We start from the raw sequence: 23,589 nt of genomic DNA on the forward strand, positions 1-23,589 counted from the left end.
TCTTGGGGGAAGAAGGGGGAGGGTAGCGAGGTGTTGCGAGGGGAAACAGCAGTGTTGGCGCAAAGGCCTGTTGACCTGCGGTCAACAATGACGAGGGGCCGCTGCGTGGCGGCCCCTTGTGTTCATCTCAGCCCAGGGTCTTGGCCAGGGCTTGCAGGCCACCTTCGTAGATGCCGGTGAACAGTGCGATGGCTTCCTCGTCGCTCACGCCAACCGGGGTGAACTCGCCGAGCCATTCCACCAGGCTGCCCTGGCCGTCGGCCTTGACCCGCAGGGTCGACAGGTAGTCGGTTACCGGGAACGGGCTGGTGAGGATCGAGTAGCTGTAGCTGCGCTGGTGTTCATCGAAGGCCATCAGACGCTCGATGATGGCATTGCCCTCCGGATCTTTCAGCGAGCGTACGCGGCCGCCTTCGCTGGAGAGGCTTTCAGGGATGAATGGCAGCCAGTCGGGCAGGCTGTCGAAGCCGCCGATCAGGGCCCAGACGTGATCAGGGCTGTGTTGGGTTTTCAAGGATGCGTAGGCGTTGGCCATGATGGGATTCTCCAGTTGAATTCAGATAGCGAGGCTGTCGACCACACCGCCGTCGACCCGCAGGGCCGCACCGGTGGTGGCGGAGGAGTAGGGGGATGCGAGGTACACCACCAGGTGGGCGACTTCGTCCACTTCGGCGGCGCGTTGAATGATCGAGCTCGGGCGAGCGGTGCGCACGAAGTTGTCCGCCTCTTCGCGAATGCTGCGGCCGGACACCTTGGCTGCTTCAGCCACCAAGGTGGCAACGCCGTCGGTGAGCGTCGGGCCAGGCAATACCGCGTTGACGGTGACGCCCGTGCCGGCCAGGCGCTTGGCCAGGCCGTGGGAGACGGCGAGGTTGGCGGCCTTGGTCACGCCGTAGTTGATCATGTCGGCCGGGATGGCAATGCCGGATTCGGAGGAGATGAACAGGATCCGCCCCCAGCCTTTGTCGACCATGCCCGGTGCGTAGTGGCGAGCCAGGCGCACGCCGGACAGCACGTTGGTGTCGTAGAAGCGGCTCCACTCGCTGTCGGGGACATCGAAGAAGTCGACGTCATCGTAGATGCCCAAGTTGTTGACCAGGATGTCGGCGCTCGGGTGGGCGTCGAACAGCGTCTGGGCGCCTTCGGCGGTGCCCAGGTCGGCCACCACGCCGTGGACCTTGCCGCGGCCACCTTGGGCGTGCAGCTCGGCCAGGGCGGCGTCGACCGACTTCTGGCTACGGCCGGCGATGACTACGTCGGCGTGGGCGCGGGCCAGGCCGCGGGCGATGGCCAGACCAATACCGCCGGTCGAGCCGCTGATGATGGCGGTACGTCCGCCAAGGTCGATGTTCATGGAATGGCTCCTGTGGATGAGTTGCATCGATGGGAGCCATGCTAGGGCGGTCTGGTAAGACTGTAAAAGACTTAATTCGACTGAGTTAAGACCTATGCGGTCTCTTCTGCCAGCGCCAGCACCCGCTCGCGGAACACGCCCACGATTGGCCGCAGGTCTACCTGGTGCCAGGCTGCCCACAACTGCACGCAGGGGCTGAACCACGGCAGCTTGCGCAGCACGACGGTGGAGCCTGCGCTGGCGGACAGGCTGCTCTGGACCATCGCCAGGCCCAGCCCGGCGGACACCAGCCCGAGCACGCTCAGCGGGTCGTTGGCCTCCAGCGACAGGCGCGGGGTGAAGCCTGCGTCGGCGCAGCGGGCGATGAAATCGTCGCGTTTGTTGATCTGGTCAGGCTGGCCGCCGGTGATGATCCATTCCTGCTCATGCAGGTCGGCGGGCGTGAGTTCGGCCTTGATGGCCAAGGGGTGCCCGGCGGGGATGGCCAGCAGCAGAGGGTCGTCCAGCACGGGGTGGCCACGCAGGTCGGGGTCGGTGCTGGGCGGGGGCTCGCAGACCAGGGCGATGTCCAGGCTGCGCTGGCGCAGGCCTTCGAACTGCTCGCGCGGGGTCATGTTGTACAGGGCGATATGGATGTTCGGACGTTCGCTGCGGATGGCCCGCACCGCGCCGGGCAGCACGCCGGCATGGATGGCGTGGTTGACGTAGCCGATGCACAAGCCGCCTTCCTCGCCCCGGCCCAGTCGCTTGCCCAGCGACTCCAGGCGTTCGGCGTGCTTGAGCAGGCCGCGGGCTTCGGACAGGAAGGTGCGGCCGTCGGCGGTCAGGTACAGGCGCTGATTGCGCCGCTCGAACAGGGCAAGGCCCAGGTTGTCTTCGAGCTGGGCGATCTGCCGGCTAAGGGGGGATTGTGAAATGTGTAGCTGCTCGGCCGCGCGTCCAACGTTCTCGCATTCGGCGACAGCGACGAAGTAGCGCAACTGACGTAGATCTTGCATGAGACCTCCAAGGGAACTGCCCAAAGTTTTACGCGGACAGCTCTGCCTTGGCTAGCCTCCTCAGGTGGGGGAACTATACGGTCTCGCCCACGGCCCTGGCGGCGACCTTGCCGCGTCCGCCCAGCCAGACCAGCAGCAGGCCGCCTGCCGCCAGCATGCCGCCGGCGACCGGTACCGCGGCGTAGCCCAGGTCCAGGCTGATGACCGCGCCACCCAGCGCTGCCCCCACCGCATTGCCGAGGTTGAAGGCGCCCACGTTGATCGACGAGGCCAGGCCCGGAGCCTCGCTGGCGGCGATCATCACGCGCATTTGCAGCGGCGGTACCACGGCGAAGGTGAATATGCCCCAGACCAGCAAGGCCAGCGCCGCGCCGACGTGGGAACCGAGCTCGAACGGCATCAGCACCATGATCAGCGCCAGTACGCCGAGGAAGAGACGTGCCGAGCCGTCCAGCGACCAGTCGGCCAGGCGACCGCCGAGGCTGTTGCCCAGGGTGAAGCCCACACCGATCAGCACCAGGCCCAGGGTGACGAAGCGGTCCGAAGCGCCAGTGAGGTCCGCCAGCACCGGGGCGACGTAGGTGTACAGGGTGAACATCGCGCCAGCACCGAGCACCGTGGTGGCCATGGCCAGCAGCACGTTCGGCCGGGCGATCACTGCGAGCTCCCGACGCACATCGGGCACGCTGCCGCGCTCGCCCTTGGGCAGGGCCCACCACAGGGCGGTCATGGCCAGGATGCCAAGCAGCGCAGTGCCGGCGAAGGCTAGACGCCAGCCGACCTGCTGGCCGATCCAGGTGGCGGCGGGGACGCCGCCGATATTGGCGATGGTCAGACCCATGAACATGGTGGCGATGGCGCTGGCCTGCTTGTCGCGAGGCACGACGCTGGCGGCCACCACCGCACCCAGGCCGAAGAAGGCGCCGTGGTTGAGGCTGGTGACCAGGCGCGAGGCGAGCAGCGTGCCGTAGCCCGGCGCCAGGGCCGACAGCAGGTTGCCCACGGTGAAGATGGCCATCAGCGCGATCAGTGCGCCGCGCTTGCCAAAGCGGCTGAACAGCAAGGTCATGATCGGTGCGCCGACCATCACGCCGACGGCGTAGGCGGTCACCAGCATGCCGGCGCTGGGGATGCTGACATCGATGCCTTCGGCGATCACCGGCAGCAGGCCCATGGGGGTGAATTCGGTGGTACCGATACCAAAGGCCCCGATGGCCAGGGCGAACAGGACGTGTCCGGGTTTCATTGCAAAGGCTCCTGGGGGCGAAGTGTGTGAAGGTGAGGCGCAGTATGGCAACGGCCGGCAGGCCGATTAAGTCACGACTGCGCCAAGGACTTTTGATTTGAAATCAACGATCGCCTGGGCGGCGATCAGTGGATGGCCACCGGATTGATGTTGACCTGGGTCGAGCCCTTGTACAGCGGCTGGCCCAGCACGAAGAGGAACTCGAAGGCCTTGTCGCGCACCAAGGCGCGGGTGTCGATCAGCTCCAGGTTGTAGATACCGCGCTTGGCCAGCATGAACTGGTTGACCGGAAACTCTTCGCCTGTGGGGTTGGGGTAGACCTCCGAGGCCCAGGTGTCACCGCCAAAGGCGACGATGCCCTGGTCGGCGAGCCACTGGGCTGCTGGCAGGTCGATGCCGGGCTCGGTAGCGAGGAACTGCTGGTTGTCCTTGCCGATCAGCTCCAGCCAGCCGGTGTTGAACAGCACCACATCGCCCTTGCGCAGGGTGATGCCTTGTTTCTTCAGCACAGCCTTGATGTCGTTCACGGTGAACGATGTGCCACCCGGCACGATGGCCTTGCCGTAGTAGGCGGTCATGTCCAGCACCACGCCGCGGGTCACCATGGGCGGTACTTTCTCCACGCCGAGCTTGGTGACGCCCTCGACGGTGACGAAGTCCGCTGCCTTGTTGCCGTTGTAGTAGACGTTGTCGATACCGATATGGCCGATGCCGTTGAGCTGGGTGCCGACGCCGGTCCAGCCGTTGACCAGTTCATCGTTGAAGCTGAACTTGTTCTTGCCCAGCGTCTGGCCGGCCTGTTCGCCGGGCTGGATGTTGTAGAGGTGGAAGCTGCGATGGCGGAAGGCGGGCAGGTCCTTGCTCACAGGCACGGCCAAGGGGTAAGTCTTGCCGGTCTTGACCAGACCCACGGCCTGTTTGACCACCTCGGGGGTCAGCAGGTTGGCGGCGCCGATTTCGTCCTGCTTGCCATAAGGCGAATCCTGCCAGTCGGCTGCCAGGGTGGCCTGGGCGGTGGTGGCCAGGGCGGCGGCCAGAAGCAGGGGCTTGAAGTAGTTCATCCGGATTCTCCTGATCGGGAAGTGATGTCAGGGACGGATTCTGGGCGGGTGCAGGGGGGAGAAAAAGCAGCGGGCGGGACAATGACTTTTGCGTACGGGTCAAGGAGCGAAGCCTCAGTCGCAGGTGAGCCCGCTCCCGCAGCGATCAAGCGCAACCGATCCAAATGCCTTTAACATGGTTGCGGATCGGCCCCTTCGTTGAAAGAGACCTGTATGGAGTTACGTCAGCTTCGCTATTTCCTGAGTGTCCTGGAGTACGGCAGCCTGGGCAGGGCTGCAATCGAGCTCGGGGTCGGCGCCTCCGCCTTGAGCCAGCAACTGTCGAAGCTGGAGAGCGAGGTGAGTACCCGGCTTTTGACACGTTCGAGCACGGGCGTCTCGCCGACGGCGGCGGGCCTGGCCTTCGAGTACCACGCACGCCTGGCGCTTCGCCAGGCCGAGCATGCCGTTCTTGCCGCGCAAAGCGGGCGCATGAGTGGCTATGCCAGCGTGGGGCTGGCGCCGACCACCGCCTCGATTCTCGGTCTGGCCTTGATCGACAGGATGCGCGAACGCTATCCCGATATCCGTCTGCATCTGGTGGAAATGCTCTCTGGCTACCTGATGAACCAACTCAATGCCAGACACCTCGACTTGGCGGTGCTGTTCCAAGCGGAGTCGGGGCCACGCCTGGATGTCCGGCCGCTTCTGAACGAGCGGCTGTTCGTTCTGGTTCCCGCCCCGTTGGTCAAGGCCGATTGGGGCGAGTCCCTCACGCTGGAACAGATCGCGACGCTTGCATTGGTGATGCCCAGCACACAGCATGGCCTGCGCACGACACTGCGTTCGATCTTCGAGGGGGCCGGGCTGGAGGCCAACATCGTCATGGAAATCGATGGCCTGTCGCTGTTGATGGATTGTGTCTGTGCAGGTCATGCCGCCACCATCCAGCCCGGCGCGACGGTGGCCCGGGCGCACCAGGCGGGCTTGCGAGTGTTCGCCATCGATGAGGCTCAGGCGCAGCGGCGCAACGTGATCGTCAGCCTCACCGATGACGAACTTTCGCCAGCGGCGTTGGCGACCCGGATCGTTCTGCAGGAGCTCGCACGGGAGCTGGTGGAGCAGGGGCGATGGCCGGGCGCCCGGTTACTTTGAGCCTGGGCACGCCATTGCCGCCCAGGACCGTTTAGCAAAACTGAATGCCTCCCCTCGGCGATCGCGTTTCGCCGTCCATGCCCGCTCATTAGAGTCCCCGGTCACGAGGAGCACCCGAACAGTCGGCTCCTCGTGATCTGGAGGCGAAATGATCGATGTGCTTGTCATCGGAGGGGGCAATGCCGCCCTCTGTGCCGCGCTGATGGCGCGGGAGGCCGGAGCCAGCGTGATGCTGCTCGAAGCGGCCCCACGTGCCTGGCGGGGCGGCAATTCCCAACATACCCGCAACCTGCGCTGCATGCATGATGAGCCGCAGGACGTGCTGGTCGAGTCATACCCGGAAGAAGAGTTCTGGCAGGACCTGCTCAAGGTCACCGGTGGCCAGACCGACGAAACGCTCGCGCGTTTGGTGATTCGCGCGTCCTCCAATTGCCGCGACTGGATGCGCCGCCATGGTGTGCACTTCCAGCCGTCGTTATCCGGTGCGCTGCATACCGCTCGAACCAACGCGTTCTTCATGGGCGGTGGCAAGGCGCTGGTCAATGCGTACTTTCGCAGTGCCGAGCATCTGGGCGTACAGATTCGCTACGACACCCCCGTCGCCGACATCGAACTGCACAACGGACGCTTCGTTGCCGCGCACGTGCCGGCGCGTGAAGTCCAAGGCCGACACTTGCCCGCCGAACGCATCGAGGCGCGCAGTTGTGTGCTCGCCGCCGGAGGTTTCGAGTCCAACCGCCAGTGGTTGCGCGAGGTCTGGGGACAGAACGAACGAGGGGAGTGGCCTTCGGACAATTTCCTGATTCGCGGTACGCGTTTCAACGATGGGGTGCTGTTGCGCCGCATGATCGAACACGGCGCCGACACGATCGGCGACCCGACACAGGCGCACATGGTGGCGATCGATGCCCGTGCGCCGCTGTACGACGGCGGCATCTGTACGCGCATCGATTGTGTGTCGCTGGGCGTGGTGGTCAATCGCGACGGTCAGCGTTTCTATGACGAAGGCGAAGACTTCTGGCCCAAGCGTTATGCCATCTGGGGACGGCTGGTGGCCCAACAGCCCGGGCAAGTGGGCTTCTCGATCATCGACCAGAAAGCCCTTGGCCGCTTCATGCCCCCGGTCTTCCCGGGGGCTACCGCCGATAGCCTGGAAGCCCTGGCCGGCCTGCTCGGCTTGCCCGTGCAGCCCTTCGTCGACACCGTGCGGGCCTACAACCGAGCCTGCCAGGCGGGCACCTTCGACCACACCCGGTTGGACGACTGCCACACCCTGGGCCTGGAGCCTGTGAAGAGCCACTGGGCACGACCGATCGATACCCCTCCTTACTACGGCTACCCGCTGCGTCCTGGCGTCACTTTCACCTACTTGGGGCTGCGCACCGACGAAACCGCCGCGGTCCATTTCGCTGGACAGCCCAGCCCGAACCTGTTCGTCGCCGGCGAAATGATGGCGGGCAATGTGCTCGGCAAGGGCTACACCGCGGGTGTCGGCATGTCCATCGGCACTGCCTTCGGCCGCATCGCCGGGACCAGCGCCGCGGCGGCTGCCGGCCATGTATATCCAGAACAAGAGAATCGCCATGACCGCACAACTGCCTGAACCCCGCCAACCTGATGCCGAGCAGCCAGCCCTCGCCCTGATCCCGGTGTTGAACCTTGAGGAGCAGGAAGTGGACCGGCAGATGCGGATCTGCAATGCCTGCCGATACTGCGAGGGCTTCTGCGCCGTGTTCCCGGCCATGACCCGCAGGCTGGAGTTCGGCAAGGCCGATATCCATTACCTGGCCAACCTGTGCCACAACTGCGGCGCTTGCCTGCACGCCTGTCAGTATGCCCAGCCCCACGAATTCGCCGTCAACGTGCCCCAAGCCATGGCCAAGGTGCGCGGGCAGACCTACGCCGAATACGCCTGGCCGAGCCTCTTCGGGCGGCTGTATCGGCACAACGGCACCTATGTCGCCAGTGCCTTGGCAGTGGCCTTGTCGCTGTTTTTGCTGCTGGCATTGTGGGCCAACGGCACGCTGTTGCCCGGGCGGTTGGCGGGGAATTTCTATGCGGTCTTCCCGCACAACACCTTGGCGTTGATGTTCGGCAGTGTCTTTGCCGCCGCAGGTGTGGCGCTGGCGGTGGCGGTGCGTCGTTTCTGGCGCTCGGTCTCGCCTGCCCAGGCCCAGGCGCAACCGGCCAAGGGAGCGGTGCTCGAGGCCTCGAGCGCGGCGCTGACCCTGAAGTATCTGGACGGTGGGCATGGCCAGGGCTGCAACAACGCCGATGATCGCTACACCCTCTGGCGCCGGCGCTTCCATCACTTCACCTTCTACGGCTTCCTGTTGTGCTTCGCTGCCACAGCGGTCGCCACCGGCTACCACTACCTGTGGGGCTACCCGGTGCCGTATCCGCTGCTGAGCGCACCGGTGTTGCTGGGGACCTTGGGTGGGCTTGGCTTGGTCGTCGGGCCAGCCGGGTTACTGGCGCTGAACCTGCGCCGGGCGCCGGAGCAGGGCGATGTGGCCCAGCGGCCCATGGACCGGGCGTTCATCCTGCTGCTCTTGCTGGTCAGCGTCACGGGCCTTGCCCTGCTGGGCCTGCGCGACACCGCCGCGATGGCGATCCTGCTGGCGATCCATTTGGGCACGGTCATGGCGCTGTTCATCACGCTGCCTTACGGCAAGTTCGCCCATGGCCTGTTCCGCAGCGCGGCACTGCTCAAGTTCGCGATCGAAAAGCGCCGCCCCAATGACCTGGGTCTGGGAGGGGAATGAGCCATGGATGCAGCCGGTTTCTCATCTGCACCGTTTTGCGCGTCTCGCTCACCGGTTGGGCCATTTGTCCAACAGGATCGACACGAACTTCTCCGCCGCCGGCGACAGCGATGCCCCGCGTCGGTAGACCAGCCCCAGGGTGCGGGTCACCTGGGGTTCGATCAGCGGCACGCTGACCAGCGTCGGATGATCGGCGCTGGGCATGGCGAGGCTGGGCATGGCCGAAACACCCAGCCCGGCCTCGACCATGCCCAGCGAGGTGGACAGGTGCTGGACCTCATAGAACCACTTGGGCCGCAGGTTGAGCCCGGACAGGGCATGGTCCAGCAGCATCCGGTTGCCGCTCAGCCGGCCCACGCCGATCAGTCGGTAGTCGGCCAGTTCCGTCCAGGTCACCGCGTCGCGGTTCGCCAGCTTGTGGTCCCGACGGCAGGCCAGGACAAAATGCTCCTGCACCAGGGAGACGAATTCGATGTCCGGGTGCTGGCCGCTCATCATGTTGATGCCGAAGTCGGCCTCGCCGCGCAGCACGGCCTCGAGCCCGTCGTTGGCGCTGAGGTCGAGCAGGCGGATGCGGATCTTGGGGTACTGCTCGTTGTAGTCGCGGATCACCGACGGCAGGAAATAAAACGCCGCAGTCGGGATGCAGGCGAGGGTGACCTGGCCGGTCTGTCGTTCGGCGAGTTCGCGAATGCTCAGGATCGAATCCTCGAAGTCATCCAGCAGGCGCCTGGCTTTGGGCAGAAAGTCCCGCCCGACACTGGTCAAGCTGACGCGGCGGGTCGTGCGCTCCAGCAGGGAGGTGCCCAATCCTTCCTCGAGCTTTTTTATCCGCCGACTCAGGGCGGGTTGGGACAGGTGCAGCGCTTCCGCTGCTTCATGGAAACTGCCAAGTTCGGCGATTTTCACGAAAGATCGTATGTCTTGCAGCTCGTATTCCATCTCGGATCGCTCTTTGGCCCTGGCTCTGGATTGATTCACCAATCGCAATAATGGCTACGATATTTGCATTGGATTGATTTATCCATCCCTGTCAATCTTGTGTCCACAACATCAATGATGTCCATTGATCAACAAGAGTGCGAAATCATGCAACGAATTCCTTGCGTACTCATGCGCGGCGGCACCTCCAAGGGGCCCTTTTTCCATGCATGGGATCTTCCTGCCAATGTGGTCGAACGCGACGAATTGCTGATCAACCTGATGGGTTCCGGGCATGAGCTGGAAATCGACGGAATCGGCGGCGGTAGCCCGCAGACCAGCAAGGTGGCGATCGTCAGCCCCTCGCTGCATGCCGACGCCGATGTCGATTACCTGTTCGTGCAGGTCATGGTCGCCCAGCGCCGGGTCGATACCGCACCCAACTGCGGCAATATGCTCTGCGCCGTTGGCCCGTTCGCCATTGAGCAAGGACTGGTCAAGGCCCAGGATGGCAAGACCTTGGTACGCATCCGTAACTTGAACACCAACACCTTCGTCAATTCGCTGGTGGAAACGCCCGGTGGCATCGTGCGTTACGAAGGCCGCACGGCAATCGACGGCGTACCTGGCACTGCCGCCCCGGTGCACCTGACCTTCCTCGACGCGGTGGGCAGCAAGACTGGCAAGCTGTTCCCCACCGGCCAAGCCCAGGATGTGATCGACGGCGTGCCGGTGACCTGCATCGACATGGCCATGCCGATGATGATCGTCGAGGCCAGCCAGCTGGGCGTGACCGGCTCCGAGACCCCCGCACAGCTGGATGCCGACACCCGCCTGCTGCAACGTCTGGAGGCCTTGCGCCTGAAGGCCGGCAAGGCCATGGGGCTGGGCGATGTCAGCGGCATGGTGATCCCCAAGCCCGTACTGGTTTCTCCGTCCCGCCATGACGGCACGCTGCAAGTGCGCTACTTCATGCCTCACAACTGCCATCGCGCCTTGGCCATCACCGGTGCGATCGGGCTGGCGACTGCCTGCGTCAGCCCGGGCACCGTGATCATGGACATGCTTGGCGAACAAGCACAGCACCTGGATGAAGTGCGCCTGGAGCACCCGAGCGGTGGCATCGACGTCGCGCTTTCGCGCAGCGGCGCCGATGGCAAGACACTCCAGGCCTCTGTGGTTAGAACTGCCCGCCGGCTGTTTTCAGGCTTCGTCTACGCCCCAACCTTGCGCAGGCTGGCGGGGTAGGCAGCTGCTTGCATCACATCGCAACCCGCACATCCGCACAATTTCAACAATGGGTGATGCCTCATGAAACTCGCGAAATCACTGTATTTCCAGATCCTCTGCGCCGTCCTGCTGGGCGTGGTGGTCGGTCACTTCTGGGCGCAACAGGCCGTTGCGCTCAAACCACTGGGCGACGCGTTCATCAAACTGATCAAGATGATGATCGCCCCGGTCGTTTTCTGCACCATCGTGACCGGCATCGCCGGCATGACCGACAAGCGCTCGCTGGGTCGGTTGATGAGCAAGACCTTGCTGTTGTTCCTGGGGCTGACGATCGTCAGCCTGATCATCGGCCTGGCTGCGGTGTACCTGTTCCGCCCGGGTGTGGGGATGAACATCGATCCGGCCACCCTCAGCACCGAGGGCCTTGGCCAGTACGCCGCCTCTGCGGCGAAGCTCAGCGTGGTCGATTTCTTCATGCACATCATTCCGGACACCTTCATCGGGGCGTTCAACAAGGGTGAAGTGCTGCCGGTGCTGTTCATCGCGGTGCTCAGCGGTTTTGCCCTGTCGTCCATGGGCGAGAAGGGCAAGCCGGTACTCGATGTGCTGGAGTCGGCCTCGACCATGGTGTTTCGCATCTTCGGCTACCTGATGCGCTTCGCCCCGGTCGGTGCCTTCGGGGCGCTGGCCTTCACGGTTGGGCAGTACGGGGTGACCTCCTTGGGCGCATTGGCCAAGCTGGTCGGCACGCTCTACATCGCCTGCGCATTCTTCGTGCTGGTGGTGCTCGGTGGCATCTGCCGCGCGCACGGCTTCAGCCTGTGGAAGCTGCTGCGTTACTTCCGCGAGGAGTTTCTGGTGGTGCTCGGCACATCGTCCACCGAGCCGGTACTGCCGCGCATGCTGGAAAAACTCGAGAAGCTGGGGTGCAAGAAAGGTGTGGTGGGGCTGGTGCTGCCGACCGGCTATTCCTTCAACCTCGACGGCACCGCCATCTACCTGTCGCTGGCGGCGGTGTTCATCGCCCAGGCCTGCAACATCGACCTGAGCCTCGGGCAGACGGTGACGATGCTGGCGATCATGCTGTTGTCGTCCAAGGGCGCTGCAGGTGTGACCGGCAGTGGTTTCGTGGCGCTGGCCTCGACCTTGACCGTCATCCACGACATCCCGTTGGCAGGGCTGGCCTTGCTGATCGGCATCGATCGTTTCATGTCCGAAGCGCGGGCCCTGACCAGCCTGGCCAGCAACGCCGTGGCCACCGTGGTCATCTCGCTGTCGGAGAACGCCTGTGAACGGGAAACCTTGCTGCGTCGTCTGAACGGCACCCCGGCTGCACCGGCCGAGACGCAGACTGCGCAGGCCGACTGGTCTGCCGAGCCTCGGCATCACGGCTGAAAGCCTCTTCCACCTCCCATCGTTGACGTAAAATCCCACTCGACATCCCGGCGATGCCGAGTGGGGTAGGGGGCCGTCTGCCTTGCCGATGGCCGCAACACAATAAAAACAAGAGAAAAGACCATGCTCGCACTCCTGGGCCTGATCATGGTGGTGACCTTCACCTACCTGATCATGAGTAAACGCCTGTCGCCGATCGTTGCGCTCACCGTGGTACCCATCGTCTTCGCGGTGATCGGTGGTTTTGCCCCCGAGCTGGGCAAGATGATGCTCGATGGCTTGAAGATGGTGGCGCCCTCGGCGGCACTGTTGCTGTTCGCCATCCTGTTCTTCGGCCTGATGATCGATGCTGGCCTGTTCGACCCGCTGATCCGCAAGATTCTCAAGCGCGTCAATGGCGACCCGATCAAGATCGCCATCGGTACGGCGCTGCTGTCGCTGCTGGTGGCACTGGACGGTGACGGCACCACCACCTACATGATCACCTGTGCGGCCATGCTGCCGCTGTACAAGCGCATTGGCATGAACCCGATGATCCTGGCCACGGTGTCCATGCTGTCGCTGAGCATCATGAGCGGCATGAGCCCCTGGGGCGGGCCGGCCACCCGGGCTATCGCCGCGCTCGGGCTGGATGCGACCGAGTACTTCATTCCGATGCTGCCGACCGTGATCGGGGGGGCGGCCTGGGTGGTGTTCACCGCCTACCTGCTGGGCCGTGCCGAGCGTCGACGCATCGGCAACATCGCCCTGGAGTCCGGCGGGGGCAATTGCTACATCAAGGAAATCCTTGGCGACAACCCGCACAAGCGCCCACGGCTGGCGTACGTGAATCTGGTGCTGGTGATTGCCGTCATGACGGCCTTGGTGATGGGTGTGATGCACTCCGCGCTGCTGTTCATGATCGGTTTCGTCGCGGCGCTGATGATCAACTACCCGCAGTTGGAGTTGCAGAAGGAGCGCATCCTCGCCCATTCGGGCAATGCCATGACCGTAGTGCTGCTGGTGTTCGCCGCCGGCATCTTCGCGGGGATCTTCTCCGGCACCAAGATGGTCGATGCCCTGGCGCAGACCCTGGTCGACTGGATTCCCGAGGCCTGGAGCCACTGGTTCCCGCTGGTGGTGGCGCTGACCAGCATGCCGCTGACCTTCGTGCTGTCCAACGATGCCTACTACTTTGGCGTGGTGCCGATCCTGGCCAACGCGGCTGCCGCCTACGGCATCGACCCGGTCGAAATTGCACGCGCCTCGGTGCTAGGCCAGCCGGTGCACCTGATGAGCCCGCTGGTAGCTTCGACCTTGCTGCTGGTGGGCATGGTCGATCGCGATATCGGCGACTTCCAGAAAGCCACCGTCAAATGGGCGGTACTCACCTCGCTGGTGATCACGGCACTGGCGTTGCTCACGGGGGCGCTGTCCTTCTTCGTCTGATCTGCATGGGGCGCTCCTGGCGCCCACCTCTATCCAAGAACAACAACTAGAGTACCGAACATGTCCCGAGCTGTTTTCCGTGGGGCCACCTGTGGCCTGCTCTGCGGCTGGCTGCCTGTGGCCGGCGCTGCCGGATTCATCGATGACGGCAAGCTCAAGCTGCAACTGCGCAATGTCTATTTCAACGAAAACTTCCGTGACGAACAGGGCATGAGCCCCCGCGCTGCCGCGAACGCCAAGAGTGAGCGGGTGGAATGGGCGCAAGGTTTCCTGCTCGATTACCAATCAGGGTTTACTCAAGGCCCGCTGGGTGTGGGCCTCGATGCCCTTGGCTTGGTCGGTGTCCGGCTCGATTCGGGCCGTGGGCGCAGCGGTACCGGCTTGCTGCCGGTCCACGACGATGGCCGCGCCGCAGACGAATTCTCCAGCGCCGGGGTGACGGCCAAGGCGCGCGTGGGGCAGACCGTGGTCAAGCACGGCACTTTGCTGCCCAAGACGCCGGTGTTGGTCTACAACGATGCGCGGCTGCTGCCTCAGACCTACCAAGGCACACAGCTGATCAGTACCGATGTCGAAGGGCTGACCCTGACCGCCGGCCACCTGGATCGCTTCAAGCAGCGTGATTCCTCCGACAGCACTGGCCTATTTCTGGATGGCTACGGCGGTAGCGAGTCTGGCGATTTCAGTTTTGCCGGCGCGGACTATGCCGTGAGCAAACAGCTGCGTTTGAGTTATTTCCATGGCCAGCTCGAACACTTTTACCGCCAGGACTATATGGGGCTGGTACACGACTTGCCATTGGCCGGCGGGGTGTTCACCACCGACGTGCGTTACTTCAAGAGTCGTGACAGCGGAGCCGCTTACGGTGGCAAGATCGACAACGACATGTTCAGTGGGCAGGTGTCGTATACCCACTCGGGGCACACCGTCGGCGCCGGCTACCAAGTGCTTGATGGCGATGCTGGGCTGCCGTACATCAGCGGCGCGACGGTCTACTCGTTCAGCAACGTCGGCATCGGTAAGTTCATCGAGGAGGAAGAGAAAACCTGGATGGCAAGCTATGCCTACAACTTTGCAGCGGCCGGTGTCCCTGGGCTCACCTTCATGGCGCGCTACTTGAGCGGGGACAACGGTCGCTCCGCTGACGCTGAACTCAACGAATGGGAACGTGATGTGGAACTTGCCTACGTGGTGCAGTCCGGTCCGGTCAAAGGGTTGGGCGTGAAGCTGCGCAACTATGTCTACCGCTCTGATTTCTACCGCGGTCGTGACAGCAACCGGATCTACCTGACCTACGACATCGCGCTCTGGTAATGCAGCGACGCGAGCCGGCGCACTTCGGTGCGCCGGCTCGCGCTGTGTCGGACTTTCTCGAAGACGAACTACACGCCGGACGGCTGTGGCGCTTTTTTGCCCAGCCGGATCAGCTCGTTGCGTCTGGAGCGGGCCCGCTGTCACAGGTATTGTTCGAGTCCGCTCAACCGGGTTGCCTCAGTGGGCCAAGTCGCCTTTGACGTAGCGCACCGTATTTTCCAGCGTGCGCGCCATGTCGGGGTGTGTGAATTGATACTTGTGCTCCAGAAGCTCGCTTTGACGCATGTCGAAGCGCTGGGTCTGAATGAAGTCCAATGATTCGGCGCTGACTGCCAGTCGGGCCGCCAGGCCCGGAATCGTCAAAATCCACCTGAGCAAACCTATCGGTACATGGTAGCGGGGTGCCTTGACCTGCAGCGTTCCTGCGATCTGCTCGAGCATCCCTTGCAGGTTCGGTGTGTGCGCGCAGAGCGCCAGGACCTGCCGGTTGGCCATCGAAGGGTCGAGCGCCACGCAGGTCATCATCTTCACCAGGTAATCGACGCTGACCAATGGCAACCAGTGCCTGGCAGAGCCGGGAATCGCTTTGAACCGGCCTTGTGCCAGGTTTCGAATGAGCTCGGCCAGAGGTTGTCCTTGCGGGATGTGCCCAGTCTCGCTGTGGCCACACACCGTAGCAGGATGGACAACGGTGTAATCCGCACCGGCATCGTGCATGTAACGCATGACTGCGAAATGGGACTCGATCTTGCTGCCTTCGTAGCCCCCAGCACGGGCGTAGACTGCAGGCCAATCTGTGTTTTCAGGGCGCTCGTTATCGACGCCGATCCTGGCAAGGTGGGCCAGGTTTTGCAGCATGAAGCCACCTACCATGAGCAAGCGGATGTCCTGGCTCGCCGCAAGCCTGGCGACTCTGAGCGCCCCTTGCACATTGACGGCGCGGGCGTGCTCCATCGTCAGCCCCCAGGAAAAATCCGCCGCAAGGTGGAAAACCACCGAAGCCGAAGACACGCACGCCTGGTCCGCCTCGCTCAGACCAAGCCCCTCTGTGCTGATGTCGCCTTCAACCGCGTGGACATGTGCAGGGTCACCGCCCAGCCGGCTTACCTGTTCTCTGAGCCGTTCGATGTTTCCAGGATTGCGCATGAGCACCCAGGTCTTGTGCCCTGTCGCAGTAAGACGGGCCAGTAGGTGTTGGCCTATAAATCCGCTGCCGCCCGTGACGAAGCATTCCACGCTCATGCCTGATTCCTTGTTTGGATGATGGGTGCAGGCTAAGGTGTAGAGCGTGCTCTACAGTCAAGGAGTTTCTTTAGGTGAACATTGGAGAGTTGGAGCGCCGAAGTGGACTCGGCCGCCACGCATTGCGCTATTACGAAAAGCTCGGGTTGATCGTGGCCCATCGACAGGCCAACAACTACCGCAGCTACAGCGATCAGACCGTTAGTGACCTGGCATTCATTCAAAGTGCCCAGGGGGCGGGATTTTCACTCGCCGAGATCGGGGACATCCTGGCGGCCAGGCGCGGTAACTCGATCAATTGCGCCCAAGGCGCAGCCTTGGTTGCCGGCAAGATGGCCGAGATTCAAGCGAAGATCTCCACCTTGCAGGCCGCGTATGCCTTTCTCGACGCCGAGCGTGCCAAGCTTGAAGCCAGTGCCATTGCCCAAGGGCTGCCGCTGATTGCCAGCTACACGAGGTAGGTCGTCCGCTCCTTCTTCGACGAAAACGGTGGACAGCAACTGTCGATACGATTTCGACTTCACCCTTACCCCTTGAGCAACACCGCAAACGTCGTCCCTTGCTCTTCATTCGACATGACTTCAATCCTGCCGCCGTGACTGGCAACGATTTCCGCCGCGATGAACAACCCTAGCCCAAGACCTGCAGCTGAACCCTTTTCTCCGGCTGCATAACTGGAATAACGCCCCTCCGGCTTGAAGAGGTAGGGGATCACGTCAGCAGGGATGGGTTCTCCCCAGTTGTGGACTGTCACACGCGGACCGATAGCGTCGTTCTCCACCGTGACCTTGATAGGGCAGGCTATATCGCCGTGGCGGATGGCATTGCCTATCAAATTGGAAAAGACCTGGGCGATACGGGCCGAATCAAACGGGCCGGTCACCTGCGCGACTTCGTCAAAGACGATGTCGGCCACCGGGAAAGCGGTTTGCAACTCCTCGATCACGGTGCGGCATATCGGGTTCAGTTCGACCTCCTCTGGATAGACCGGGATGCCGGTACCCAGATTGCAGCGCGCCAGGTCGAGCAGGTCATTCACAATGGCCGTAGCGCGGCGAGCGCTTGTACAAACCTGGGATGCCAGTGCCTTGCCTTTTTCATCCAGCCCTTTCTGGCGCAAAAGCAGATCGCCAGCCATGTGTACCGCCCCCAACGGTGACCGCAGGTCATGGCCTAACACGGCAAGCACCTTTTTTCGTGTCGACTCCACTGCCACCCCATAAGCTGCGATCGACTCTACCAAGGCTTGGTCTATTGCCTCGTTGAACCGAATCATGTCTTGGACCTGGTATTGGTCGAATGCTTCGTGCTTAAGCCAGAGGGAGAGCACACTGGAGCGCAGCGCTCGATATTCGGAGACCATCTGATCCATGGAGAAGCCTGCCATCAGACGTACCACCGCATGTGTCTGGGCCGCTGTCTCGCTGGATATTTGCGGCCCCCTTCCTTGCGCTTTTTCAGACTGTTGATGGGCTGTCTGAGTCGTTCGCATGTCCTGGGCGACCGTGTGCAGGATCTTCTCGGCGTGATTCCTCAAACCGGTCGCATCCAGATTTGGCTGCTGCGTCTCCACCGAACGCGCGAAATCCTCCCAGGCTTGGAGAATCGGCTCCATGTTGCCCTCGATGAATTCGTACAGTCTCATAACGGTCCCTGGCACTGTCCTCAAACGGCGTCCCAATAGACTAGATCATCGAACTGTAGGGGTATAACAACCAGTGCGTTAACTTCTGTCACGCTTTTGCAACGACGCGCTATATGGCTTGGAATTCACCGATGATCACGATGGTGAAGTCGTAGGGTTTATCCGCGAAGGATGATGTTGCCCGTCAACGGTCGAGCAGCGTTTTCATGAACCGAGCAAATGCCTTGATACGCGTGGACTCGCGATTGGCCGGCAGATACACCATGTTGATGCTCGTGTCGACCGAGGTTGGATTGACTTCGAACATTGGCAGCAAGCGGATCAGCCGGCCGTGCCGCACGTCTTCGGCGACCAGCCAGTCGGCCAGCAGCGCGATGCCTTGACCGGCGACGGCAGCCTGGCGGAGAACGTCGGCGTTGTTGCTCTGCATCTGGCCGTGCACTTGGACCGGCACCGTCTGGTCGTCAATCTGGAACTGCCAGGCGCGCATGGGCCCGCCGTAATCGAAGCGCAGGCATCTGTGACGGGGTAGCTCGAGGGGATGGGCGGGGGCCGCGTGCTGCTCGAGGTAGGCAGGGCTTGCCACCAGCCAACGCTGGAAATGGCCGAGCGGGGTGCAAATGACTTCATCGCTGGAAACCGTTGACCCTAAACGCACGGACAAATCAATGCGCTCCTTGAAAAGGTCCACCCGCTCATCGCTGAGGTTGAGGGTGACTTCCAACCCCGGGTGGCTGTCGAGAAAACGCCCCAGATGCGGTGAAATCAAGTGACGGCCGAACTCCACCGGCACGCTGATCCTGAGCGTGCCTTTGGCCTCGCTCCCCCGGTCCATCACCAGGCTGTCGGCCGCAGCCAACGCATCGAGGATGGCCACCGCGTTCGCAAAGTAGGCCTGGCCCAGGTCGGTCGGGCTGTTTCGCCGCGTGCTGCGGGTGATGAGCGTGGCCCCAAGGTCTGCCTCCAACGCTGCAACCTGACGGGCCACCGACGAGGTGGCCACGCCGAGCTTCCGTGCCGCTGCGGAGTAGCCGCCGCAGCGTACCGTCTCGACGAACATGCTCAATGCCAGAAATTTATCCATACGTACAACCTTGTCGAAGAGGACCGGGAGCGCCAGCCCGAAGGTAACGGCTGCACGGATGATAGCCATGTCAAGGGTCATCGAGATAGCGCGATGCCGGCTCAACGAGCATTCCTGTGTTTGACCACGAACACCAGCAATGCCAAGACCGGGAGCAGGGCAGCGGTATAGAGCGCGGTACTCCATCCGAAACGCTCGTACAGCGGGCTTGCCATCATCGAGCCCACTGCGCCGCCGACGAAGATGCTGGTCATGAACACGGCGTTGAGGCGAGCGCGGCTGTGAGGGTCCAGCGCGTAGACCTCACGTTGCCCCAGGACCATGTTCAACTGCACGGCAAAGTCCAAGGCGACAGCTGCCACTACCAGGCCCAGGTAGCCAAGCCCGGAAATGGCACCGATCAGTAGCGAAGCGGGCGCCAACAGCAAGGCAGCCAAAGTGCTGACCTGCCCGTGACCTGCATCGGCAAGGCGCCCGGCGATGGGGGCTGCAACCGCCCCGACCGCACCGACCAAGGCAAAGAGCGCGACGCCGTTCTGGCTGAGGCCGTAATGACGGATCAGCTCGATGGGCGCCAGGGTCCAGAAGCAGCTGAAGCTTGCGAACAGCAGCCCTTGGTACAGCGAGCGCTCGCGCAGCACTGCATAGCGTCTGGCCAATGCGAACACCGATCCGATCAAGCGGCCATAGGTGGTGTGATGGTTCGGGATCCGTTCAGGCAACAGCACCGCTACCAGGGCTGCGATGGCCACCATCAGCAGGGCGGCACTGAAGAACACGCCCCTCCAGCCAACGTACTCCGACAGTAGGCTCGAGACCGGGCGGGCGAGCAAGATGCCGAGCAACAGGCCACTCATGATGTTGCCCACAACGCGACCCCGGCTGCTTTCTGGCGCCAGGTGCGCGGCCAGGGGCACGAGGATCTGCACGGCGACGGAAGTCAGGCCGATCATCAGCGAGGCGGCCAGAAACAGCGAAGGCGAACCGGCAAAACCTGCCGCCGCCAGGCACACCCCCACTACCAAGGTAAAGCCGATGACCAGGCGTTTGTTTTCCATCAGATCTGCCAGCGGCACCAGCAACAGCAAGCCGACGGCATATCCCAACTGGGTCAGCGACACGATCAGGCTGGCATGCTGCGGCGAAAGCCCGATGCTGGGCGCGATGAGTTCAACGATCGGCTGGGCGTAATACAGGTTGGCAACGACGGCGCCGCAACAGAACGCCAGAAACACAACCAGCGCCTTGGACAGGGCAGGCGTGACGACGGCGGACGCCGACGGTGAAGCAACAATCTCAGGGCTGCTCGCTGACATGGTGGACACTCCAAATGGGTTGACAGGTCAGCGACAAGCCTAGGGCTGCGGTCGGGAAGGCGGTAGACCCACTCGCCGCAACGAACTTGTGCGTGCTGCGCAAAACCCCGGGGCCGCCTCACAGCATCGGCTTGCCCCTGTCTCACCATAGCGTGACCCGGAGATGTAGCTGCCCTCGTCGGAGCCGAGCAGGACAAAGACCGGGTCCGGGGATTGGAAGTTGGTGGCGAGGGGCCGATGACGCGACAGGTGGTGCCGGGTCCTGCAAGGGTGTCGTCGGACCACACCTTCCAGAGCACTCAGCGCCGTTTGCGTCGAAGCGTGGCCAGCGCGCAGCTCCCCAGTATCAGCACCGCCGCAGTGACCAGCAACGCAGGTGCAGGGTGTCCAGCGGTGCGCCAACCCCCTTGCACGCCACGGGTGCCAACAGGGGGCTGGAACAGATTGCCGTCCGACACCGCCGCCTTCGGGCTACGCTCGATGCCCAGACGGGTCAGCCAGCCGGTGAACTGGGCAAGGCGAGGCACCAGATGACTGGCCAGGTGCGCGAGCCGCGCCGCTGAGCCCACAGTGGTGTGAGCACGGGGCGATACTGCGCAGGCCACCATGGCCTTGGCCACCAACGCCGGATCGTAGACGGGCCCCGGCGGTTTGAGCGCATGGCCTGTGTAGTTGCCGCCGTCCCTGAAACCCGGCGTGTCCATCACCGCCGGATAGATATCGCACACATGGATATCCGGATATTCCGTCAACTCGCCCCTGAGCGCTTCGGTCAGGCCACGCAAGCCGAACTTGCTGGCCGAATAGGCCGCTGCATAGGGTTGGGCTACCCAACTGCCGACCGACAAGGTGTTGATCAATATCCCGCGCCCCTGGGCCTTGAAGTACGGCAGCGCCGCGTGAGCGCCACGCAAGTAGCCGAGCAGGTCGGTCTGGATGACTTGCTCATGGGCGGGGAGCGGCGTCTGGTCGAAGCTGCCCACGGCTCCGACACCGGCATTGTTGATCCAGATGTCGATGCGTCCGTGGCCGAACTCCGCCGCCCGTACGGCCAGCGCTTCGACCTGTTCGCTACGGGTGACGTCGGTAACCACGACCAAGGCATCGGTGCCGCACTCGGTGCACTCATCCAGCACCTCGAACAGCGCCTGTTCGTCGCGGGCGGCCAGCACGAGGCGGGCACCTTGGCAAGCAAAGGCCTTGGCCGTGGCCCGACCGATGCCACTGGATGCGCCGGTGATGACCACCAGTTGGCCCTGCAGCCGGTGCTGGGCCGAGGGTCGGTGCGGCGTAGGACTGGGTCGTTCGGTGTGCGACGCAGCCGCTTCGCCAGCGCCGGCATCGACCCTCGACAGCTTAAGGGCCGGACCTTCCACCACATGAAGCGTCAGGTCCTCGACCGTCCCGGCGAAGCGATCCGCGAACACCGGCTCGCCTGTGGGCGTAAGGTTGTCATAGATGAACCGCCGACCTTCCAGCCAGCCGACGGCCGTCAACAGCTCAGGTTCCAGGTAATACTTGCCGTCCAGGAAGAATCCCGGAAACTGCTGGACCTCGTCGGGATCGCTTACCCGGTAGCGTTCACCCGGTTTCATTCCCGTTGCCGGATCAATCATGATCGAACCCTCTCTCAGGCAGCCATCGCCGTGAATGATCAAGGCCAACATGCAAACGGAACCGCCTGTTGGGCCGGTGGTGGTTTAAGTAGAGGAAGCTGGACAGCCTGAGGAAGTTCAGGCCAAACGCTCGATGGTCAGGCCCGCTGACACCGGGCATCCTTTTCCTGCTGGTTGGTCAAGGCATACTGCATCTCCCATCGGTCATGGCTGCAGAACACCTCCAGTCCCGGCCCCTGGGTCAGGACCAGGTCGCGCAGGCGACGCTGGTTGGCCAGGCGCAATTTGTGGTCGGTGTCCATCATGCGCTGATACAGACGCATGCCTGGCGGGCAGCGACGTTGGGGGCTGTGCACCTCCAGGTGGTGGAAGTACGCATCGCCGGCATGCAGCAGCCAGCCCTGTCCGGTGCGCAATGCGATCCCGGCATGGCCATGGGTATGGCCGCCCAGGGGTACCAACAGAATGTCGTCCTGGACATCGATCAGCGCGCGCACGGCATCGAAGCCGAACCATTGTTCGCCCAGCTCGGGATAGAACTCCCAATCCGCCACGGCTTGCCACTGGCGGGCGCGGTAACGCCGTGATCCGATCCAGCCACCGGCCTGGGTGGCATGCGATATTTCCTCGCCCATCACATGTACCCGGGCCTGAGGGAAGTCTTCCAGCCCGCCGGCGTGGTCGAAATCCAGGTGCGTCAGCACGATGTGCCTGACATCCCGCGGATCGAAGCCCAGCCGCCTGATCTGATCCAAGGCTGTCAGGCGGTGGTCGAGGCGGATGTTGTTGAACAGCCGAAAGAAGCGGCTCAAGCGCTGTGGGTGCTGGATATCGTTGTAGCCAAAACCCGTGTCGACCAGTACCAGCCCGTCACGCTCGGTTTCGACCAACAGGCAATGGCACGGCACGGTCGCGGTCAGGCCTGGACTGTAGCCGTCGAACAGCGCACCGCCCCAAGGGCACATGCAACCGCAGTTCAAGTGATGAATGTGCATGGTCTTCCTCCAGTGGCCCGAGCCCTCAACGGCGTGCGCAACGCTGCTGAGCGCGTTGTCGACAGGCGTCGCCGAAGACTTTGAAAATGGCCAGGTAATCCGGGTTGAACATGACCTGCCACTCAGGATGCCATTGCACACCCAGGGCAAAGCTCTGGCTGCCTTCTACCGAAAGCGCTTCCACAAGGCCGTCCTCAGCGACGGCCTCGACACGCAAGCCTTTGCCCACCTCGGCGATACCCTGGCCATGGACCGAGTTGACTTCGATACGGCCCGCCAGGCCCAGACGATAAAGCACACCGCCTGGCAACACGGTCAGGTTGTGTGTGCGCGCATATTGGTCTTCCACCGGCTCGTTGCTCGGCGGTTGATGTTCGGTGCCGGTTTCTGGCAACCGCTGTTCAAGGGTGCCGGCGAAGGCGACGTTCATTTCCTGGAACCCTCGACAGATGCCCAATACCGGCAGGCCGGCGTCGACGGCTTCGCGCCACAGCGGCAGGGCCAGATGGTCACGGGCCGCATCATGCGGGGTGTCGGGTGGGCTGGGAGGACCTTGGTAGTGATGTGGCTCGATGTTCGAGGGCGACCCGGTAAACAGCAGGCCGTCGACACGCTCTATGATGTCGCGGGGCATCAGAAGCTCGGCGAACACAGGAATCACGACAGGCAGGCCATTGGCAGCCAAGGCAACGGCGCGCCCGTATTTGTCGTCCATGATCTGCACCGCATGGGGGCCGATTTTCCAGGAGCTTGCCACTATGCCGATTACAGGAAGACGTGCCATACCTTCAGGCCTACTGGTTTCGAGAGAAAAACAACCTGTGTCTTGGCAAAGGATGCCGCCC

General features: G+C 63.1%; 21 protein-coding genes. 8 read left to right on the forward strand and 13 right to left on the reverse strand.

Annotation, left to right across the window (positions count from 1 at the left end; translation table 11 throughout):
• Positions 1-127: 127 nt before the first annotated feature.
• The 5 genes from BLS27_RS10940 to BLS27_RS10960 all read right to left on the reverse strand — a co-directional run bounded on the left by BLS27_RS10940 (position 128) and on the right by BLS27_RS10960 (position 4,659).
• Positions 128-535: an SRPBCC family protein gene (locus BLS27_RS10940; RefSeq protein WP_043208925.1), complete on the reverse strand. Its 408-nt coding sequence runs from the start codon at positions 533-535 to the stop codon at positions 128-130.
• Between the two features lie 21 nt (positions 536-556).
• Positions 557-1,354, reverse strand: a complete 798-nt coding sequence (locus tag BLS27_RS10945) for an SDR family NAD(P)-dependent oxidoreductase (protein WP_090344698.1) — start codon at positions 1,352-1,354, stop codon at positions 557-559.
• Positions 1,355-1,446: 92 nt separating this feature from the next.
• Positions 1,447-2,352, reverse strand: coding sequence for a LysR family transcriptional regulator (locus BLS27_RS10950; protein ID WP_043208918.1), 906 nt, complete (start codon positions 2,350-2,352; stop codon positions 1,447-1,449).
• A gap of 73 nt (positions 2,353-2,425) precedes the next feature.
• Positions 2,426-3,598: an MFS transporter gene (locus tag BLS27_RS10955; protein ID WP_090344700.1), complete on the reverse strand. Its 1,173-nt coding sequence runs from the start codon at positions 3,596-3,598 to the stop codon at positions 2,426-2,428.
• A gap of 125 nt (positions 3,599-3,723) precedes the next feature.
• Positions 3,724-4,659 carry a cyclase family protein gene (locus tag BLS27_RS10960; protein ID WP_090344703.1) on the reverse strand — a complete coding sequence of 312 codons (936 nt, stop codon included), beginning with the start codon at positions 4,657-4,659 and terminating at the stop codon, positions 3,724-3,726.
• Positions 4,660-4,872: 213 nt separating this feature from the next.
• On the opposite strand from BLS27_RS10960, the gene BLS27_RS10965 reads away from it, so the two are divergent.
• The 3 genes from BLS27_RS10965 (at position 4,873) to tcuB (ending at position 8,558) form a co-directional block, all read left to right on the forward strand.
• Positions 4,873-5,793: a LysR family transcriptional regulator gene (locus BLS27_RS10965; RefSeq protein ID WP_043215834.1), complete on the forward strand. Its 921-nt coding sequence runs from the start codon at positions 4,873-4,875 to the stop codon at positions 5,791-5,793.
• Between the two features lie 148 nt (positions 5,794-5,941).
• Positions 5,942-7,396, forward strand: a complete 1,455-nt coding sequence (tcuA, locus tag BLS27_RS10970; RefSeq protein WP_090344706.1) for an FAD-dependent tricarballylate dehydrogenase TcuA — start codon at positions 5,942-5,944, stop codon at positions 7,394-7,396.
• The gene (tcuB, locus tag BLS27_RS10975) at positions 7,377-8,558 is read left to right on the forward strand and encodes a tricarballylate utilization 4Fe-4S protein TcuB (RefSeq protein ID WP_090344709.1); all 1,182 of its coding nucleotides are present in this window, start codon (positions 7,377-7,379) and stop codon (positions 8,556-8,558) included. Before tcuA ends, tcuB begins: the two co-directional genes overlap by 20 nt.
• A gap of 48 nt (positions 8,559-8,606) precedes the next feature.
• Here the strand turns inward: tcuB and BLS27_RS10980 are convergent, their stop codons facing one another.
• The gene (locus BLS27_RS10980; RefSeq protein WP_043215830.1) at positions 8,607-9,500 is read right to left on the reverse strand and encodes a LysR family transcriptional regulator; all 894 of its coding nucleotides are present in this window, start codon (positions 9,498-9,500) and stop codon (positions 8,607-8,609) included.
• A 147-nt stretch (positions 9,501-9,647) separates the two neighbouring features.
• Between BLS27_RS10980 and BLS27_RS10985 the strand changes: the two genes are divergently transcribed.
• From BLS27_RS10985 to BLS27_RS11000, 4 genes are all read left to right on the forward strand, one after another.
• Positions 9,648-10,727, forward strand: a complete 1,080-nt coding sequence (locus BLS27_RS10985) for a 4-oxalomesaconate tautomerase (protein ID WP_090344711.1) — start codon at positions 9,648-9,650, stop codon at positions 10,725-10,727.
• A 63-nt stretch (positions 10,728-10,790) separates the two neighbouring features.
• Positions 10,791-12,104 (forward strand): dicarboxylate/amino acid:cation symporter, encoded by a 1,314-nt coding sequence (locus tag BLS27_RS10990; RefSeq protein ID WP_090344713.1) that lies wholly within the window; start codon positions 10,791-10,793, stop codon positions 12,102-12,104.
• Positions 12,105-12,227: 123 nt separating this feature from the next.
• Positions 12,228-13,532 carry a CitMHS family transporter gene (locus tag BLS27_RS10995; protein WP_043215617.1) on the forward strand — a complete coding sequence of 435 codons (1,305 nt, stop codon included), beginning with the start codon at positions 12,228-12,230 and terminating at the stop codon, positions 13,530-13,532.
• 60 nt (positions 13,533-13,592) lie between these two features.
• Positions 13,593-14,846 carry an OprD family porin gene (locus tag BLS27_RS11000; protein WP_090344715.1) on the forward strand — a complete coding sequence of 418 codons (1,254 nt, stop codon included), beginning with the start codon at positions 13,593-13,595 and terminating at the stop codon, positions 14,844-14,846.
• Between the two features lie 177 nt (positions 14,847-15,023).
• On the opposite strand, the gene BLS27_RS11005 is transcribed toward BLS27_RS11000, so the two are convergent.
• Complete coding sequence (locus BLS27_RS11005; RefSeq protein ID WP_090344717.1) at positions 15,024-16,088, reverse strand: SDR family oxidoreductase; 1,065 nt, start codon at positions 16,086-16,088, stop codon at positions 15,024-15,026.
• Positions 16,089-16,162: 74 nt separating this feature from the next.
• Here BLS27_RS11005 and BLS27_RS11010 point away from each other — a divergent pair, with 74 nt between their 5' ends.
• Entirely contained in the window at positions 16,163-16,549 is a 387-nt protein-coding gene (locus BLS27_RS11010; protein ID WP_090344719.1) for a MerR family transcriptional regulator, read from the forward strand.
• 65 nt (positions 16,550-16,614) lie between these two features.
• Here BLS27_RS11010 and BLS27_RS11015 read toward each other — a convergent pair whose 3' ends face one another.
• The 6 genes from BLS27_RS11015 to BLS27_RS11040 all read right to left on the reverse strand — a co-directional run bounded on the left by BLS27_RS11015 (position 16,615) and on the right by BLS27_RS11040 (position 23,528).
• Positions 16,615-17,733, reverse strand: coding sequence for a sensor histidine kinase (locus BLS27_RS11015; protein WP_090344721.1), 1,119 nt, complete (start codon positions 17,731-17,733; stop codon positions 16,615-16,617).
• Between the two features lie 184 nt (positions 17,734-17,917).
• The gene (locus tag BLS27_RS11020) at positions 17,918-18,817 is read right to left on the reverse strand and encodes a LysR family transcriptional regulator (RefSeq protein WP_090344863.1); all 900 of its coding nucleotides are present in this window, start codon (positions 18,815-18,817) and stop codon (positions 17,918-17,920) included.
• Positions 18,818-18,918: 101 nt separating this feature from the next.
• The gene (locus BLS27_RS11025) at positions 18,919-20,133 is read right to left on the reverse strand and encodes an MFS transporter (RefSeq protein WP_090344723.1); all 1,215 of its coding nucleotides are present in this window, start codon (positions 20,131-20,133) and stop codon (positions 18,919-18,921) included.
• A gap of 299 nt (positions 20,134-20,432) precedes the next feature.
• Complete coding sequence (locus BLS27_RS11030) at positions 20,433-21,749, reverse strand: SDR family oxidoreductase (RefSeq protein ID WP_090344865.1); 1,317 nt, start codon at positions 21,747-21,749, stop codon at positions 20,433-20,435.
• A 137-nt stretch (positions 21,750-21,886) separates the two neighbouring features.
• Positions 21,887-22,744, reverse strand: coding sequence for an MBL fold metallo-hydrolase (locus tag BLS27_RS11035; protein WP_043207057.1), 858 nt, complete (start codon positions 22,742-22,744; stop codon positions 21,887-21,889).
• Between the two features lie 25 nt (positions 22,745-22,769).
• Positions 22,770-23,528, reverse strand: a complete 759-nt coding sequence (locus BLS27_RS11040) for a gamma-glutamyl-gamma-aminobutyrate hydrolase family protein (RefSeq protein ID WP_043207055.1) — start codon at positions 23,526-23,528, stop codon at positions 22,770-22,772.
• Positions 23,529-23,589 lie beyond the last annotated feature (61 nt).

The sequence above is a fragment of the Pseudomonas guariconensis genome (assembly GCF_900102675.1).
In the GTDB taxonomy this organism is placed as follows: domain Bacteria; phylum Pseudomonadota; class Gammaproteobacteria; order Pseudomonadales; family Pseudomonadaceae; genus Aquipseudomonas; species Aquipseudomonas guariconensis.

Coding starts and splice junctions, on each gene's coding strand:
- BLS27_RS10990 (WP_090344713.1), top strand. CDS start 10,791: ATGAAACTCGCGAAATCACTGTATTTCCAGATCCTCTGCGCCGTCCTG.
- BLS27_RS10985 (WP_090344711.1), top strand. CDS start 9,648: ATGCAACGAATTCCTTGCGTACTCATGCGCGGCGGCACCTCCAAGGGG.
- BLS27_RS11005 (WP_090344717.1), bottom strand. CDS start 16,088: ATGAGCGTGGAATGCTTCGTCACGGGCGGCAGCGGATTTATAGGCCAA.
- BLS27_RS10950 (WP_043208918.1), bottom strand. CDS start 2,352: ATGCAAGATCTACGTCAGTTGCGCTACTTCGTCGCTGTCGCCGAATGC.
- BLS27_RS10945 (WP_090344698.1), bottom strand. CDS start 1,354: ATGAACATCGACCTTGGCGGACGTACCGCCATCATCAGCGGCTCGACC.
- BLS27_RS11035 (WP_043207057.1), bottom strand. CDS start 22,744: ATGCACATTCATCACTTGAACTGCGGTTGCATGTGCCCTTGGGGCGGT.
- BLS27_RS11015 (WP_090344721.1), bottom strand. CDS start 17,733: ATGAGACTGTACGAATTCATCGAGGGCAACATGGAGCCGATTCTCCAA.
- BLS27_RS10960 (WP_090344703.1), bottom strand. CDS start 4,659: ATGAACTACTTCAAGCCCCTGCTTCTGGCCGCCGCCCTGGCCACCACC.
- BLS27_RS11030 (WP_090344865.1), bottom strand. CDS start 21,749: ATGATTGATCCGGCAACGGGAATGAAACCGGGTGAACGCTACCGGGTA.
- BLS27_RS11025 (WP_090344723.1), bottom strand. CDS start 20,133: ATGTCAGCGAGCAGCCCTGAGATTGTTGCTTCACCGTCGGCGTCCGCC.
- BLS27_RS10965 (WP_043215834.1), top strand. CDS start 4,873: ATGGAGTTACGTCAGCTTCGCTATTTCCTGAGTGTCCTGGAGTACGGC.
- tcuB (WP_090344709.1), top strand. CDS start 7,377: ATGACCGCACAACTGCCTGAACCCCGCCAACCTGATGCCGAGCAGCCA.
- BLS27_RS11000 (WP_090344715.1), top strand. CDS start 13,593: ATGTCCCGAGCTGTTTTCCGTGGGGCCACCTGTGGCCTGCTCTGCGGC.
- BLS27_RS11040 (WP_043207055.1), bottom strand. CDS start 23,528: ATGGCACGTCTTCCTGTAATCGGCATAGTGGCAAGCTCCTGGAAAATC.
- BLS27_RS10995 (WP_043215617.1), top strand. CDS start 12,228: ATGCTCGCACTCCTGGGCCTGATCATGGTGGTGACCTTCACCTACCTG.
- BLS27_RS10955 (WP_090344700.1), bottom strand. CDS start 3,598: ATGAAACCCGGACACGTCCTGTTCGCCCTGGCCATCGGGGCCTTTGGT.
- BLS27_RS10980 (WP_043215830.1), bottom strand. CDS start 9,500: ATGGAATACGAGCTGCAAGACATACGATCTTTCGTGAAAATCGCCGAA.
- BLS27_RS10940 (WP_043208925.1), bottom strand. CDS start 535: ATGGCCAACGCCTACGCATCCTTGAAAACCCAACACAGCCCTGATCAC.
- tcuA (WP_090344706.1), top strand. CDS start 5,942: ATGATCGATGTGCTTGTCATCGGAGGGGGCAATGCCGCCCTCTGTGCC.
- BLS27_RS11020 (WP_090344863.1), bottom strand. CDS start 18,817: ATGGATAAATTTCTGGCATTGAGCATGTTCGTCGAGACGGTACGCTGC.